15 protein-coding genes are annotated in these 14,380 nt (G+C 69.5%); 8 read left to right on the top strand and 7 right to left on the bottom strand.

Annotation, left to right across the window (positions count from 1 at the left end; all coding sequences use genetic code 11):
• The first annotated feature begins 3 nt into the window (after positions 1-3).
• Positions 4-603 (top strand): GDSL-type esterase/lipase family protein, encoded by a 600-nt coding sequence (locus I6B53_RS04345; RefSeq protein ID WP_216765026.1) that lies wholly within the window; start codon positions 4-6, stop codon positions 601-603.
• 267 nt (positions 604-870) lie between these two features.
• Here I6B53_RS04345 and I6B53_RS04340 read toward each other — a convergent pair whose 3' ends face one another.
• The gene (locus tag I6B53_RS04340; protein WP_216765025.1) at positions 871-1,206 is read right to left on the bottom strand and encodes an anti-sigma factor; all 336 of its coding nucleotides are present in this window, start codon (positions 1,204-1,206) and stop codon (positions 871-873) included.
• Positions 1,199-1,840, bottom strand: coding sequence for a sigma-70 family RNA polymerase sigma factor (locus I6B53_RS04335; protein WP_216765024.1), 642 nt, complete (start codon positions 1,838-1,840; stop codon positions 1,199-1,201). The genes I6B53_RS04340 and I6B53_RS04335 overlap by 8 nt, the downstream gene beginning before the upstream one ends.
• A 131-nt stretch (positions 1,841-1,971) precedes the next feature.
• On the opposite strand from I6B53_RS04335, the gene I6B53_RS04330 reads away from it, so the two are divergent.
• From I6B53_RS04330 to rsgA, 3 genes are read left to right on the top strand one after another with little or no spacing between them, the layout of a single operon-like run.
• Positions 1,972-2,601, top strand: coding sequence for a DoxX family membrane protein (locus tag I6B53_RS04330; protein WP_216765023.1), 630 nt, complete (start codon positions 1,972-1,974; stop codon positions 2,599-2,601).
• Positions 2,598-3,902 (top strand): 3-phosphoshikimate 1-carboxyvinyltransferase, encoded by a 1,305-nt coding sequence (gene aroA / locus I6B53_RS04325; RefSeq protein ID WP_216765022.1) that lies wholly within the window; start codon positions 2,598-2,600, stop codon positions 3,900-3,902. The genes I6B53_RS04330 and aroA overlap by 4 nt, the downstream gene beginning before the upstream one ends.
• Entirely contained in the window at positions 3,892-4,986 is a 1,095-nt protein-coding gene (rsgA, locus tag I6B53_RS04320; protein ID WP_216765021.1) for a ribosome small subunit-dependent GTPase A, read from the top strand. Before aroA ends, rsgA begins: the two co-directional genes overlap by 11 nt.
• Before the next feature lie 41 nt (positions 4,987-5,027).
• Here rsgA and I6B53_RS04315 read toward each other — a convergent pair whose 3' ends face one another.
• Positions 5,028-5,762 carry a gamma-glutamyl-gamma-aminobutyrate hydrolase family protein gene (locus tag I6B53_RS04315; protein ID WP_216765020.1) on the bottom strand — a complete coding sequence of 245 codons (735 nt, stop codon included), beginning with the start codon at positions 5,760-5,762 and terminating at the stop codon, positions 5,028-5,030.
• A gap of 89 nt (positions 5,763-5,851) precedes the next feature.
• Here I6B53_RS04315 and hisN point away from each other — a divergent pair, with 89 nt between their 5' ends.
• The 3 genes from hisN (at position 5,852) to I6B53_RS04300 (ending at position 10,996) form a co-directional block, all read left to right on the top strand.
• A complete protein-coding gene (gene hisN, locus I6B53_RS04310; protein WP_216765019.1) occupies positions 5,852-6,649 on the top strand; it encodes a histidinol-phosphatase in 798 nt (265 codons plus the stop codon).
• A gap of 67 nt (positions 6,650-6,716) precedes the next feature.
• Entirely contained in the window at positions 6,717-7,895 is a 1,179-nt protein-coding gene (locus tag I6B53_RS04305; RefSeq protein WP_216765018.1) for an exonuclease SbcCD subunit D C-terminal domain-containing protein, read from the top strand.
• Positions 7,892-10,996 (top strand): AAA family ATPase, encoded by a 3,105-nt coding sequence (locus tag I6B53_RS04300; protein WP_216765017.1) that lies wholly within the window; start codon positions 7,892-7,894, stop codon positions 10,994-10,996. The genes I6B53_RS04305 and I6B53_RS04300 overlap by 4 nt, the downstream gene beginning before the upstream one ends.
• Before the next feature lie 38 nt (positions 10,997-11,034).
• On the opposite strand, the gene I6B53_RS04295 is transcribed toward I6B53_RS04300, so the two are convergent.
• From I6B53_RS04295 to I6B53_RS04285, 3 genes are read right to left on the bottom strand one after another with little or no spacing between them, the layout of a single operon-like run.
• Positions 11,035-11,487 (bottom strand): hypothetical protein, encoded by a 453-nt coding sequence (locus I6B53_RS04295; protein ID WP_216765016.1) that lies wholly within the window; start codon positions 11,485-11,487, stop codon positions 11,035-11,037.
• A 35-nt stretch (positions 11,488-11,522) separates the two neighbouring features.
• Positions 11,523-12,764, bottom strand: a complete 1,242-nt coding sequence (locus tag I6B53_RS04290; RefSeq protein WP_216765015.1) for an AAA family ATPase — start codon at positions 12,762-12,764, stop codon at positions 11,523-11,525.
• Positions 12,761-13,381, bottom strand: coding sequence for an SAF domain-containing protein (locus I6B53_RS04285; RefSeq protein ID WP_216765014.1), 621 nt, complete (start codon positions 13,379-13,381; stop codon positions 12,761-12,763). The genes I6B53_RS04290 and I6B53_RS04285 overlap by 4 nt, the downstream gene beginning before the upstream one ends.
• 101 nt (positions 13,382-13,482) lie before the next feature.
• Between I6B53_RS04285 and I6B53_RS04280 the strand changes: the two genes are divergently transcribed.
• The gene (locus tag I6B53_RS04280; RefSeq protein ID WP_216765013.1) at positions 13,483-13,695 is read left to right on the top strand and encodes a helix-turn-helix domain-containing protein; all 213 of its coding nucleotides are present in this window, start codon (positions 13,483-13,485) and stop codon (positions 13,693-13,695) included.
• 17 nt (positions 13,696-13,712) lie between these two features.
• On the opposite strand, the gene I6B53_RS04275 is transcribed toward I6B53_RS04280, so the two are convergent.
• Complete coding sequence (locus I6B53_RS04275; protein WP_216765012.1) at positions 13,713-14,267, bottom strand: hypothetical protein; 555 nt, start codon at positions 14,265-14,267, stop codon at positions 13,713-13,715.
• Positions 14,268-14,380: the final 113 nt, after the last annotated feature.

Below are 14,380 nucleotides of genomic sequence, written 5' to 3'. Positions count from 1 at the left end.
AGCGTGCGCATCTGTGTCATCGGTGACGAGCTGGTCGCAGGAGCGGGGGACCCGCGCGCCTTGGGATGGGTCGGCAGGGTGCTCGCCCGCAGCACCTTCGCCGAAGCGCCCACCGTCATGACCCTGGCGGTTCCGGGAGAAACCACCGCCCAACTGTCCACCCGCTGGGAGGAAGAGGCCCTGCGCCGCTTGGGCACCACCGGCACGCGGGCGCTCGTGGTGGGTGTGGGCTGCGCAGACGCGAATTCAGGACTGTCCACTGCGCGTTCTCGCCTGGCGGTGGCCAACATCGCGGACCGGGCCGCCGCCCTGGGGATCCCGAGTTTCGTCGTCGGCCCACCTCCACTGGCCGGCGCCGACCAGGCACACTTGGAGGAACTTTCGCACGCATGCGCCCAAGTGTGCGAGCGTCGTCAGATTCCCTTCGTCGACACCTTCACGCCCTTGGTCGCCCACGACCAGTGGTTCGAGGACATGGCGTCCTCGCCGGCGCGTACACCGACGGGCATGACCCTGCCGGGCCAGTCGGGCTACGCCCTCATGGCATGGTTGACGCTGCACCAGGGCTGGTACGAGTGGACCGGGGCCGACGTCAGGGAATGAGCCCGCCCTGACCCGAATGCGGGCCGGACGCACGAATGCCCGGTGGCCGTGCCACCGGGCATCGTCAGGTCACGGTTCAGGCGTTGGGACGCTTGCCGTGGTTCGCCCCGCTCTTGCGGCGGTCGCGACGCTTGCGGCCTCGCTTCGACATCTCGGTCTCCTCGTCAGTGGTCGATCACAACCGTCACAGTCTCCCACACGCGCGCCCGCCGTTCCAAGCCGCAGGGCCCGTCGGCGACCAAGTGCACATGCGGGCGCGCATGGGATTCACCGCTCCTCGGTGATGTCGATGCGTGTGACTCGGGTGCGCACCGCCCTGCGCGAGCGGGACACGGTGAGCTCCATGATGCTGGCCCGCAAGCCTTCGGGGGCCTGGTGCGAGTAGCAGCGGCGCAGGGCCCGACGCATGTGCCGCTCGGCGTCGACCACGGTGGCGCAGTGCGGGCACTGGCGCGCGTGGGCCTCCAAGAGGCGCCGCATGCGGGCGTCGGGCCCGTTCAATGTGCCGGCCTCCACCAAGGCGGCCAGGTCGTCGCACTCCTCGCAGTCGAGGTAGGCGTCCAACTGGGCCCTCAGTTCCTCGCAGGTGAGCTCCTCACTCATCGCTTGCACCCCCGATTCCGTATTGGGTGGCCACATCCGCCAGCACCTCGCGCAGTGCCTTCCTGGCCCGGTGCAGGCGCGACATGACGGTGCCGATGGGCACGTCCAGCATCTCGGCGACCTCCCGGTACTTCAGTCCTTCGACGTCGGCCAGCAGGACCACCAGGCGATGGTCCTCCGACAGGGACTCCAGGGCCAGACGCACCTGGGCGTCGGGCATTCGTTCCAAGGCCTCGACCTCGGTGCTGGGCAGGGGCGTGCCGGAATGGGCGGCGGCCTCGGCCAGCTGCCAGTCCTCCACCGTGTCGGTGGAGGCGCGCCGGGGAGAGCGCCGGTCCTTGCGGTACTGGGAGATGTAGGTGTTCGTGAGGATCCGGTACAGCCACGCCTTGAGGTTGGTGCCAGGAGTGAACTGGTGGAACTTCGTGTAGGCCTTGAGGAAGGTCTCCTGGGTCAGGTCCTCGGCGTCCGCGCGGTTGCGGGTCATTCCCATGGCGGCACCGAAGATCTGGTCGAGCAGCGGCAGCGCCTCGGCCTCGAAGAGGGCGTCCCCGTCCGTGTCCGTCGACGGTTGGTTCGGGGACGAGGACGGCTCGCCCCCGTCCTCGTCCTGTGTACCCGTGTGCGCATCCATCACGGCCAATGGTATAGCCCCTCGCAGCTGCCATGCCGACCTCAACGCCCGAGCCGACCGGAGTGTTCCCTTCGTGACGCTCCGGGTTGGAAGTCCTCGCGCAAGCGGGCCTTTCACGTGACAATGGGCAGATGAACCTCCTGCGCCTGGTTGCTCGCCCCCTGCTCGCCGCGCCCTTCGTCCTCGACGCCGTCTCGGCCCTGACCCGTCCACAGGACCACGTCGAACGGGCGAGGGCGGTGCGTCCGCTCCTGGACCGCATCCCCGGATTCGAAGACCTCGACGATTCGACGCTGCGCCTGGCCACTCGCCTTGCCGGAGGAGCCACCCTGGTCGCCGCCCTGGCGTTCGCCACGGGCAGGGCCGCGCGCACCAGCGCCACGGTTCTGGCGGCGGCTGCCCTTCCCATCGCGCTGGTCAACCACCCCGTGTGGGCGGCCACGGACAAGGAAGAACGCGTCGAGCAGGCCAAGGGTCTGCTGCTGCGCGGCGCCCTCGTCGGGGCAATGACGATCGCCGCCGTGGACCGTCAGGGGCGCCCCTCCGCGCAGTGGCGCTACGGCGCGTGGCGTGTGCACCGTGGGCAACTGGACCAACTGCGCTCACAGGAGCGCCAAGCCGCAGCCCTTCGCGCCGCCAAGGTCGAGGAGGCCCACGCCCGCGCCCTGGAGAAGGCGGCCTCGCGGGCCCTCGGACAGGCCCGCCTGGAAGGCGGTGTGGAACGGGTACTGGCTCCGGCGGCACAGGTGGGCCGGCGATGACCCCTGCGGGCGGCCACTGGTCAGCCCCTCATCACCCCACCCCCGTCCACGCCACCATTCGCGTTCCCGGCTCGAAGTCGCACACTGCGCGCGCCCTCGTCCTGGCCGCCCTCGCCAATGCCCCCACGACGATCCGCGGTGCCCTCGACTCGCGCGACACGACCCTCATGGCCCGTGCCCTGACCTCCTTGGGTGCCGGAGTCGAGCGGGACGGGGACGTGTGGCGGGTTGCTCCGCTGGACCCCGCCGCCATGGAGCCGACCACCGTCGAGTGCGGGCTGGCGGGCACCGTCATGCGTTTCGTCGCCGCTCTTGCGGCGACGGGGGCCTGTCCCATCCGGTTCACGGGCGACGAGGCCGCCTTGGCGCGCCCCATGGGGCCCTTGCTGGATGCACTGTCCTCCATGGGGGTGCGGGTCGAGTACGAGGGCGATGCCGGCCACCTGCCCTTCACCGTGACCGGGCCGGCACGGGTGCCCGCCTCCGCAACAGTCCGCGTCGATGCCTCGGCGTCCTCGCAATTCCTTTCCGCCCTGTTGCTCGCCTCCCCCCTCCTGGCCGACCCGCTCCGCATCGAGGCCGACGGGAACGTCGTGTCCATGCCGCATGTGCGGCTCACGGTCGAGGCCATGCGCGAGCGGGGCCTGGATGTCACCGACGCCGGTCCCGGCAGGTGGCTGGTTCGCCCGGGCCGCGCGGCGGGCGAGAGCGTGGACATCGAACCCGACCTGACCAATGCGGGCGTGTTCCTGGCCGCCGCCCACCTGACCGGTGGCACGGTGCGGATCCCCGACTGGCCCCGGGCAACGGCTCAGGCCGGTGACGCCTGGCGTGACCTCTTCACGCGCCTGGGCGCACGGCTGCGGTGGGTCGAGGGCGCTCTGGAACTCACCGGCCCCGGGGTGGGCACCTATGACGGGCTCGACATCGACATGTCCGACCACGGTGAGCTGGTCCCCACCTTGGCGGCCGTCCTGCTGCATGCGCGCACCCCCTCGCATCTTCGCGGAATAGCGCACCTGCGCGGACACGAGACGGACCGGCTGGCCGCCCTCGTCGACCAGATCCACGCGCTGGGTGGCGGGGCCCGAGAGAAGGCCGACGGCCTGGTCATCATCCCCACCCCGCTGCACGGGGCCGCCCTGGAGGCACGCCAGGACCACCGACTGGCGACATTCGCCGCCCTGGTCGCCCTGGTGGTGCCCGGCGTCCAACTGGACGACGTGGGAGCCACGTCGAAGACCCTTCCGGGGTTCACACGCCTGTGGGAGATGTGCGTGAGTGGTCACCGTGGCACGTGACGTGGGAACCGACGACCGGCGTGTGCGAGTGCGCGCCGGCAAGGGCTCTCGCCCAAGGACCAAGGTGCGCCCCGACTGGTCGACGAAGCCCCTGGGCCGGGTCGTGGCCATCGACCGGGGCCGTTACGGGGTGGTGGTCGACGGGGCCGGGACGCGAGTCAACGCCGTGCGCGCCAAGGAGCTGGGCCGCGGCTCAGTGGTCATGGGCGACAGGGTGCGTCTGACCGGCGACCTCAGCGGACGGGTCGACACCTTGGCGCGCATCGTCGCCGTCGAGGAGCGTCGCAGCATCCTGCGGCGTTCCCTGGAGGACGCGCCGGACCAGAAGGGTGAGAAGGTCATCGTGGCCAATGCGGACCTGCTGGTGGTCGTCACGGCGCTGGCGGATCCTCCGCCTCGTACCGGCATGATCAACCGCTGCATGGTCGCCGCCTTCGAGGCGGGCATGGACGTGGTCCTGTGTCTGACGAAGTCCGACCTGGCAGACCCCTGCGAACTTCGCCGCGCATACGCCGACTTCGAGGTGACGGTGGTGGCCACGTGTGCCCGGGCCGATGGGGGCGTCGAGGGCCTGGAGGACCTCGAAGACCTGTTGACCGGGCGATTCTCCGTCCTCGTGGGGCATTCCGGTGTCGGCAAGTCGACACTCATCAACGCTCTGGTGCCGGGGGCGGGCAGGGCGGTCGGTCACGTGAACGAGGTGACCGGGAAGGGACGCCACACGTCGACCTCGTCGGAGTCCTTCGAACTGCCCGGCGGCGGCTGGATCGTCGACACGCCCGGGGTGCGATCCTTCGGGCTGGGCCATGTCAGGGTCGAGGACGTCCTGAGGGTCTTTCCCGAGGTGGCCGAGGCCGCCGCCTGGTGTCTGCCGATGTGCACGCATCTTGCGGGCGAAACCTCCTGCGCGTTGGACGAGTGGCGCCTCGGCGCGGGCCCCTTCCGCGTGTCGACCGGGGGCGCAGACGAGGGCGGCGCCAGTGACGAGGAGGAGGTGGCGCGCCGCGCCGCGCTCGTCGAATCCGCGAGGCGCCTCCTGGGGGCCGTGGCCACAGCGGAGGCCGCCTCGCGGGCCGCCCGCTGAAGGGGAGGAGCCGTCAGCGCGGGTCGCCTCGTCAACGCCGGTCAACGTCGGTGCAGCCGGACGAATGTCGAGAGCACCGAATGGCAGGGGCTCACGTTCACGCTGCGAACCATCGCGCGGATCTCCTTGGCCCGCGCCGCCTCGTAGTAGCGGCCCGCATAGTTGTCGATCCTGTTCTCGATGCCCGCAAGGTCCAATTCCGGGTGGAACTGGGTGCACCAGGCCGCATCCCCGTAACGCACCATGTGGATCGGGCACGCCTGGCCCGTGACCAGCACCGTCGCTCCCTCGCCCAGCCGGGCCACGCCCTCGTGGTGGCCCACGTAGGAGTGGAAGGCGCGGGGGAGCCCGGCCGACAGCGGGTCGGCGGCGCCCTTGTCACTGAGGTGCAGCAGCGGAGCGGAGATCTCCTCACCATGGGCACTGTCCATGGCACCGCCCAAGTGGACCGTGAGGGTCCCCAGGCCGTAGCAGATGCCGAGGAAGGGGAAGGAAGCCTCCAGGATGCGCGGATACAGGTCGGCGTGCAGCCGCGCCTCGATGCGCTTCTGGATCTCGGGCTTGTCTTCCTCGGCGCGCCCCACGTCGAAGGGGGAGCCGCACATGATGATCCCCGACCACTCGTCCAGGTCGATCGCGGGCAGTCCCACCTGCTCCATTCGAACCCACCGGTACTCACCCGCACCCAGTCCCGCGATCCTCGGCACCGCCTCGGCCTCGGAGGCGGCCGGTCCGGCATCCGCGCGGGAGGACAGGATGAGGAAGGGCTTCGACATGGGCCCATGCTACGACAGGCCCGCTCCGCCCCTGCCGGGGGTGATGGAGCGCGGGACCATGTGACGAGCGCCCCCTGTACTGTGGGGTCATGAGCACGCCCCTGGCCCACGAGGACGACCTGCGTCTGGCGCACCTGCTTGCCGACGAGGCCGACGCCATCACCATGAGCCGCTTCGGCGCGGAGGACCTGCTGGTCGAGTCCAAACCGGACCTCACTCCCGTCTCGGACGCTGACCGCGCCGCCGAGGACGCGCTGCGGGCGATCCTGGCCGAAGCCCGCCCGGGCGACTCGGTGCTGGGTGAGGAGCGTGGCACGACCGGGCAGGCGCGCCGCCAGTGGATCATCGACCCCATCGACGGCACGATGAACTTCGTACGGGGCGTGCCCGTGTGGGCCACCCTGATCGCCCTGGTCGAGGACGACGAGGTGAGAGTCGGAGTGGTCAGTGCGCCGGCACTGGGCACACGCTGGTGGGCGCGCCGTGGCGGCGGCGCGTGGACGGGACGCACCGTGTCGGAGGCACGCAGGATCCACGTGTCCAAGGTGGCGCGCCTGGAGGACGCCTCCCTGTCCTACGCCTCGATCTCCAGCTGGGCCGCACACGGCCTGGGGGATGAGTTCGCCGCATTCCTCACCCGCTTTTGGCGCACGCGCGCCTACGGGGACTTCTGGAGTTACATGCTGTTGGCCCAGGGCGCGGTGGACGTGGCGGCAGAACCCGAGTTGGAGGTCTACGACATGGCGGCCCTGGTACCCATCGTCGTGGAAGCCGGGGGGCGTTTCACCGACCTGTCCGGTGGTGAGGGCCCGTGGGGGGGCAATGCGGTGGCGAGCAACTCGCTGCTGCACGAGGAGTGTCTCAAGGCGCTCCGTGCACCGCACTGATCCGGCCTGAGGTGGAGCAACGGGTGCAGTGACTCCACTTGTGGGTGGTGGGTGGGACACTTTGGACATGCGCATCCTGCACACTGCTGACTGGCACTTGGGCCGTACCCTGCACGGTGAGGACCTTGGGCCGGCGCACGCGGCTTTCCTCGACCATCTCGTGGACCTGGTCTCCCACCATCGGGTGGACGTCCTCGTGGTCAGTGGGGACGTCTTCGACCGGACCCTGGCCCCCTTGGCTTCCCTGCGGCTGCTCCAGGGTGCCTTGGAGCGTTTGTGTCCGATGACCCGCGTGATCCTTACTCCCGGCAACCACGATTCGGCGACCCGCCTGGGCTTCGGCGCGTCCCTCATGCGTGAGGAGCTGCGGGTCTTCTCCCGAGTGGACCAGGTGGGCATCCCGGTCGAGGTTCCCGGCCCGGGAGGCCAGGACGGTCTGCTCGTCTACCCGGTGCCGTGGCTCGAACCCGATCTGGTGCGTCACGAACTGGGCGAGGTGGGATCCCCCGTCGCCCGCTCACACGAGGCCGTCCTTCGAGCAGCCCTGGCACGGATCACCGCGGACCTTCAGGTGCGGCGTTCGCAAGGCGACGCCCGCCCCGCCCTGGCCATGGTCCACACCTTCGTCTCCGGCGCCGTGGAGTCCGACTCCGAAAGAGACATCCAGGTCGGCGGTGTCGCGGCCGTACCCGCCTCCCTCTTCGAGGACACCGGCCTGGCGTACGTCGCCTGCGGGCACCTGCACCGCCCCCAGGACGTGAAGGGCACCGGCACCAAGGTGCGTTACAGCGGTTCGCCCCTGCCCCTGTCCTTCTCCGAGGCCGGGGACCACAAGTCCGTCACCTTGGTGGACATCTCCCCCGACGGCGCGGTCGACGTGCAGGTGCTCGAGCTTCCTGTGTGGCGGCGTTTGGCGGTGCTCGAAGGCACGATGGAGCATCTCCTCTCCCCTGCCACCGACACCCACCTGCAGGACTGGGTGAGTCTACGAGTCACCGACCCGGCACGCCCTTCCGAGATGGTGCGTCGCCTGCGAGAACGCTTCGCCCACGCCCTCCTCGTCCAGCACACTCCGCAAGGGGTGCAGGCCCGCACGGCTCCCGACGCCCAGGACCTGCGTACTCGCGGCGCACGCGAAGTCAGTCGCGACTTCTTCGAGGCGGTCGGTGGGCGCCCCCTCGACGAGGAGGAAGCCGCCCTTCTCGACGACGTCCTCACCGCCATTCGATCGGAGGCCACGGCATGAGACCGCGCACTCTTGACTTCACCGGCATCGGCCCCTTCGCCGGACCCCAGCACATCGACTTCACCGAGTTCGAGGCTTCGGGCATCTTCCTGCTGCGTGGGCCCACCGGGGCGGGCAAGTCGACACTGGTCGATGCCGTCACCTTCGCCCTTTTCGGGGACGTCGCGCGTCAGGGCGACTCCGACAAGGCCCGGCTGCGCTCCACCTACTGCCGTTCCTTGGACCCCAGCGTCGTCGAACTTGTCTTCGAGACCGGGCGCGGACTCTTCCGGGTGCGACGCACCCCCTCCTACACCAAGGCGGGTCGCAAGACCCCGTTGAACGCCACCATCCGCTTGGAACGGGTGGTCGAGGGCGACGATGGTGCCTTCACGCAGGTCGAGGCGATCTCCTCGAACATCCAGGAGGCCAATGCGGAGCTTTCCCGCATCGTCGGCCTGACGAAGGAGCAGTTCCTGCAGACCGTCGTCCTGCCGCAGGGGAAGTTCGCGCGCTTCCTGTCGGCCACCTCCGCCGAGCGTGAGCGGATCCTGCGCAATGTCTTCGGCACCCACGTGTTCCAGGTGGTGCAGGACGAGTTGCGTGGGCGCGCCGGCGACGCCCAGTCACGGATTTCCGCTGCCCGCACCCAGTTGGCGACGGCCATCGGAATCTTCGCTGGCCTGGTGGCCTCCTCGGCTGCACATGCGGACGCAGCGCAGGCCGATGTCGGGATCCGCGCCGAGCCTGCTCACCCCCTTCAAGACGCTGCAGGTGCCTCACTCATGGACTCCCACGCGCTGCGCGCCCTGTGCGAGGCGGAACTGGAGGTCCTCGACGGCGCGCGCGAGGCGGCAAGCGAACGCATGGGTCCCCTGCAGGCGCGGGCGCACGCGTGTCAGGAAGCACTCGAACGCGCCCGAACGCTGGAGGCGCTCATCGCCCGCCGAGACCAGCTGCTTGAGCGTCTGGAGACCCTCAACGCCGATGCCCCACGAGTGGCTGCGGACAGGTCTCGCCTGGAGGCCGCCGCCCGGGCCGACGAGGTGTGGCATCTGGTCGAGGCCGCACGCACCTGTGCGCAAGACCTTGACGCAGCGCGACTGAAGGCGCTGGCGCACGTGAACGCCCTGGACCGGTCGACGGGTGTGCAGGTTCCTGCCGGCTCCGACGCCCAGGACTTCCCTGCAGACCTGCTCGCTCAGGTCACGGCCGCTCACCAGGGCCAGCACACCCGCCGCACCCTTCTCGACTCCCTGCGTGATGTCGAGCAGGCCCTGCAGGACAAGGAAGCCCTCATCGCACGGACCAGCGCCTCGATCGACTCCGACCAGGCCTCCTTGGTCGAGGTCGAAGGCACCCTTGCGGAGGCCCCCGCACGCAGGCGCGCCCTCGACGACGAGATTGCGGCCCTGGAGACCCTCACCGCGCAGGCTCCCGCCTTGCAGGAGCAGGTCCACGCCCTCGATGAACGCATCGAGGCCGCCAACCGCGCGGACCTGTTGCGGGCGGGTCTGGCCGGACTGTCCCAGGACCTGGGCACTGCCACCCAGGAGGCCCGCGTCGCCCGCGCGCACTCCTTCGTCCTCCACGAGGCGTGGCTGGCCGATTCGGCGCTGACCCTGGCGGCAGATCTGCACCAAGGCCAAGCCTGTCCCGTGTGCGGATCCTGCGAACACCCTTCGCCGGCCCGTCCCGGCCCCGACCCCACCCATGAGAGCGTGTCCAGGGCGGATCTCGACCGGGCCGACGAAGCACTCCGCGCTGCCGAGGAGAAGGTCTCGACCGCCCGCACTGCCCACACCAGGGCCGTGGAGACGATCGCAGAACTCAATGCCCGCGCCAAGGGTGACAGTACGTCGTTGGCGCTTGCCAAGAAGGACCTCTCGGCGCAGGTCGACCGCGTGGCTGCGGCCGGCCGACGTCTGGCCGAGGCGCGCAATGACCTGGCAGCTGTCCACACCCAGGTCACCACGGCCTCGGCCCTAAGCGCCGACCTGCGCGAAAAGCTGGCCTCCGCCCGCACTGCACTGGAGGCCGCCCGGGCCGGTGCGGAGGAGGATCGCCGGCAGTTGCGCGCCGTCCTGCCCGACGGTGCTTCTGCTGCCCAGACGCTGGCGCGCGCTGAGGCAGAGCTTGCCGCCCTTGCGGACACCCAGGAGGCATTGCGATCGTGGGAGAAGGCCACCGACATGCTCTCCGACATGCGTGGCCGATGCCTCGCAGCACTTGCCGAAGCCGGATTCCCTGCCGGTGACGAGGGCGTGAGAGCCGTGCGCGAGGCACACCTGCTGCGGGCGGAGTCCGAGGCCTTGGCCGCCGCCATCCGCGCCCATGACGGGGCGCTCGCCTCTGTCCAGGAACAGCTCGCCTCCGACCCCATCCGCTCCTGTGAGGGCGCGGAGGCGCCCGACATCGACTCGCTGGCAGTGGCCGAAACTGCTGCGCGGGAGGCGCTCGCCGCCGCCTCCGCCGAGGTCCTTGCCCGCACCACGGCCCTGCAGGAGGCCAGTCGCGCCCTCGACTCGCTCACGGCTGCCGCCGAGGTCCGGGATCGCGCCGCCAGCGAGGCCGGCGCCGTGTGTCGTCTGTCGGCCTTGGCCAATGCCACCGGTCCGGAGAACCTCTTGCAGACTCCACTGGCCTCATGGGTCCTCATGTCGCGCTTCCAGGAGGTTCTTGACGCCGCCAATCCGCGCCTGCTCGATATCTCCTCGGGACGCTACGAGTTGGAGAAGGTCCTCGACGATGGCACGCAGTCACGCAAGTCCGGCCTTGGCCTGCGGGTGCGCGACCACGACACGGACGAAGTGCGGGCCACCCGCACCCTGTCCGGCGGCGAGACCTTCTACACCTCCTTGGCCCTCGCCCTGGGGCTTTCGGACGTGGTCACGGCCGAAGCCGGGGGCATCGAGATGGGCACCTTGTTCATCGATGAGGGATTCGGGTCGTTGGACGCCGCGACCCTGGACGTCGTCATGGGTCAACTTGAGGCGCTGCGCGAAGGTGGACGCACGGTCGGGGTGATCTCCCATGTGGACGAGTTGGCCAGACGCATTCCTGAACAGGTCATCGTCTCGTGGGAGCCGTCACGGGGATCCACCGTGACGCTCAGGCGCTGACCTCGCCGGCCTGCGCAGGTCGAAACAATACGCCGCCATCAGAGCAGTGCGATCGCGAGGTCCTTGATCTCCTCGACGTCGTACCACTCCAGTGCCTCCTCCCACAGGGCGGCCACAGCGTCATCGGCCTCGTCCTGCTCGGTGGCCTCCACGACCGCCTTCACCAGGACCTCGGCCTCCTCGCCGTCGACCAGGACGGCCACGACATCGGCCCACCCGAGGGCACCCGGGGCGACCTCGACCACCCCTTCGCCTTCAGGGACGTCGGCTTTCGTCACGTCGACGGCCAGGACGATCCTGCGTAGGGCGTTGCCCGGCGTGTCCCGCAGCATTTCCAGCGAGGCCAGCGCGGCCTCGGTCTGGGCGTCGTCCTCGAGAACCTCCAGTTCCTCACCGCGGACCCCAGGAGGGGCGACAACCGTCCATCCGGTGGAGGGCGCCAAGGAGTTGGCCGACAGGTCCGACGAGATCGCGGGGCAGAAGATGCGCATGCCTCAGTGTCCCACGAAGGCGACATGAGCTGCTCTCACATGCCCTGCACGACGGTGGCGGCAAGCTCCGCCCACGCCCTGGACGCGGGGGCTTCCCGCGCATTGTCGACCACCGTGCGTCCGCGAAGCAGGGCGTCGGGCACCGCTTCGTCCTCGGGAACCAAGTGGACGAGGTGTCCGTCGAGAAAGGGGGCCAGCGCGGCCCGAATGGCGTTCGGCCAGCGGGGGCCGGCAGCAGCGCTCGAACACCGGTTGACGCACACGACCAGGCGGGCGGAAAAGCCCTGGTTGCTCCACCACTCGTGAGTCAGGGAGAGCCGGTGCAGGCCCACCGCGTCGCCGCGCGCCACCATCAGCACCGTGTCCGCTTCCCTCAGGACGGCTGCGGTGGTCTCGTCCCGGGTGCCCTGGTGCAAACTGCGTTCTTCCACGGGGTCCAGGTTGACCGCAGGCAGGTCGACGACGACGGTGTGGGCCACCCGCCGAGCGGCTCGGAGCACGTCGACCAGCGCGGCGGGGCCCACCTCCTTCCAACGCTGGGGCACCCCCAGGCCCGTGAGGACGGAGAATCCGTCATCCAGGGTGTGCACGACCCGGTTGACGTCTGCCGGGCTCACGCCTCCGCGTCCGGCCACACGCGAGAGCGCCCCCAGGCCCGAGGGGTCCACCGGCAGGGACAGCATGTGCGCCAAGGACGGGTTCAACGTGTCCGCGTCGACCACGACGGTCTTTCCCGCGTGGGAGGCCCATCTGGCGACCGCGAGGGCACTGGTGGACCGGCCCGGGGCGCCCGAGGTTCCCCACACGGCCACGAGCTTTCCGCCCGGCCCGGGCGTGATTTCCTGGCCGGGACGCGGGAAGTCGAGTTCCTCCGGCAGGGGCGCCGCAGGGATTCCTCGCGACCCGAGCGCTCGAAGGGCCCTGTCCCCGCGCACGAGGGCGAGAAGGGCCTCGATGATCTGGTCGGTGGCCCGGGAGGGGATGACTGCGTCCGCACCCAGCGCCAAGGCGGACGGGTTCCGACCGTCGACCAGCAGGACCACACCCGCCCCGGCCAGGAGCAGGTCCTCGACCACGCGGGCGTCCAGGTCGGGGTCGTCGGCATCGATGCACACCAAGTCGGCCGTGCCCGCTCGGACGGCGGCGACAACCTCTGCAAGGTCAGCGCAGCGCCGGACGACTTCGAGGACTCCAGGATGCCGCCCGATGGCGGCGACGATGGCGCCTTCGACCTCGGCGTCCGCCAGCAGGGCGACGGCGTGGACGGGGCCGCTCATCGTCCCACCGGAACTGCGGTCAAGGTGGTGCGTCGGGTGGTGGCGCTGAGGACTTCGGGCAGGTCCTCGGCGTGGAGGACGACTTCGATGCGACGCCCTCGATCTGCCGTGTTCGCCTCCAGGACCTGGACGAGAGTGGCCCTGCTGCCGAGCTGACGAGGCTCGACCTTGTCCTTTCCGGCCAGGGAGTCGTCCGGCACCGCCCACAGTTCGAGTTCGTCGCCGGCCTGGACGCTCTCGGGCAGAGCTTGGGCGACGGTGAGGACGATGCGACGAAGCTTGAGGTCGCTGCCGGCTCGTGCGGCGCTGAAGGTGAGCAATTCTCCCTTGTCGATGGTGCGCGTGGCGACGGCGTCCTCGGGCAGTTCACCGTCCTTGACGTAGACGTCGCTCTCCGTGCGCACCTCGACGACGGTGGTGTTGGAGGAGTCGAGGACCTCCCCTGGGCTGATGGCGCGTGTGGCCTGCAGCATCGGAGTGCCGTTGCGTGCGACGGAGACGATCCACGTCGTGCCGACGACGGCGAGGATGACCAGAAGAAGTCCTCCGATGAACCTCGGGTCCTTCCACACGGGGCGGTCCCGGGTCACTCGGATCTTGGTTGCTTTGGTGGTCACCATCACATCTTGCCAGCTGGGGCCACTCCTTGCCAAGATCCGGTGATGTCCGAGAGGATTTGCTCTTGGCATGAACCGTGATGCAATGGCATGATTGAGTCATGAGCCCTAGATTTCTCACCCTGGCAGATGTGTCCGAAACCTTGAACCTCACGATGTCGGCAACCAGGGCGCTGGTTTCCTCGGGAGAACTGCCCGCGATCCAGGTCGGCGGCAAGCGCACGTGGCGTGTGGAGGAGACCGTCCTGGAGAAGTTCATCCAGGACCAGTACACCGCGACCCGCGAGCGCATCACCGCGGGCCAGACGGACTGAAATCCCCTCACACCACCTCAAGCCCACCCGCGCACGCTGATGCGGGTGAGTCCCTCGAGGTGCACGGCGACGACAGTTCGCTCGCCGACGTCCCGCGTGTCTCCGTCCACACCCCCGCGGTCGACCTCGAGGTCGAGATGATCGCGGTAGACCGCAACAATGCGCCCCACATGCGAACCCGCATCGTGGTCCACACGTAGGCGTGCGCGCATGTCCGCCAATTCACGCAAGGCGTGGCCGATGGTCAGACCTGTGGAGACCGCACCGTCGCCGCCGGCCACACCTCGCAGCGGCTCAGCCACGACCACGGCACGCATTGGAATGAGCGACTGCCCGGTGCCCTCGTCCAGGAGGACCCAGGTCCGCGCAGCGTCGACCACCCGCCCGATCAGCCGCCCACCGCCACGCAGAGACAGGCTGAGCACCGCCCCGCGCATCGCACGGATGCGCATGTCCAAGGTGATGCGCGTGCGTTCGGAGTCGGCGAGGTCGACGATTTCCCCTTCTCGTTCCTCGCGGCGCTGGGCATCGAAGCGACTCGACAGGTCGGCGAACATCATCTCCAGGTCCACACCTCCACGTTCCCACAGCAAGTCGCTTTGCGCGCATCTCAGCGGATCACAGCTTCATCTCGAATCGCACCCATTGACATGAACTGAACTCAATGACACCATGTGTGGGAGAG

It is taken from the genome of Schaalia sp. 19OD2882 (assembly GCF_018986735.1).
Lineage (GTDB): Bacteria > Actinomycetota > Actinomycetes > Actinomycetales > Actinomycetaceae > Pauljensenia.
The sequence above is the reverse complement of the archived record's forward strand: the minus strand, read 5'-3'. Positions and strand labels throughout refer to the sequence as shown.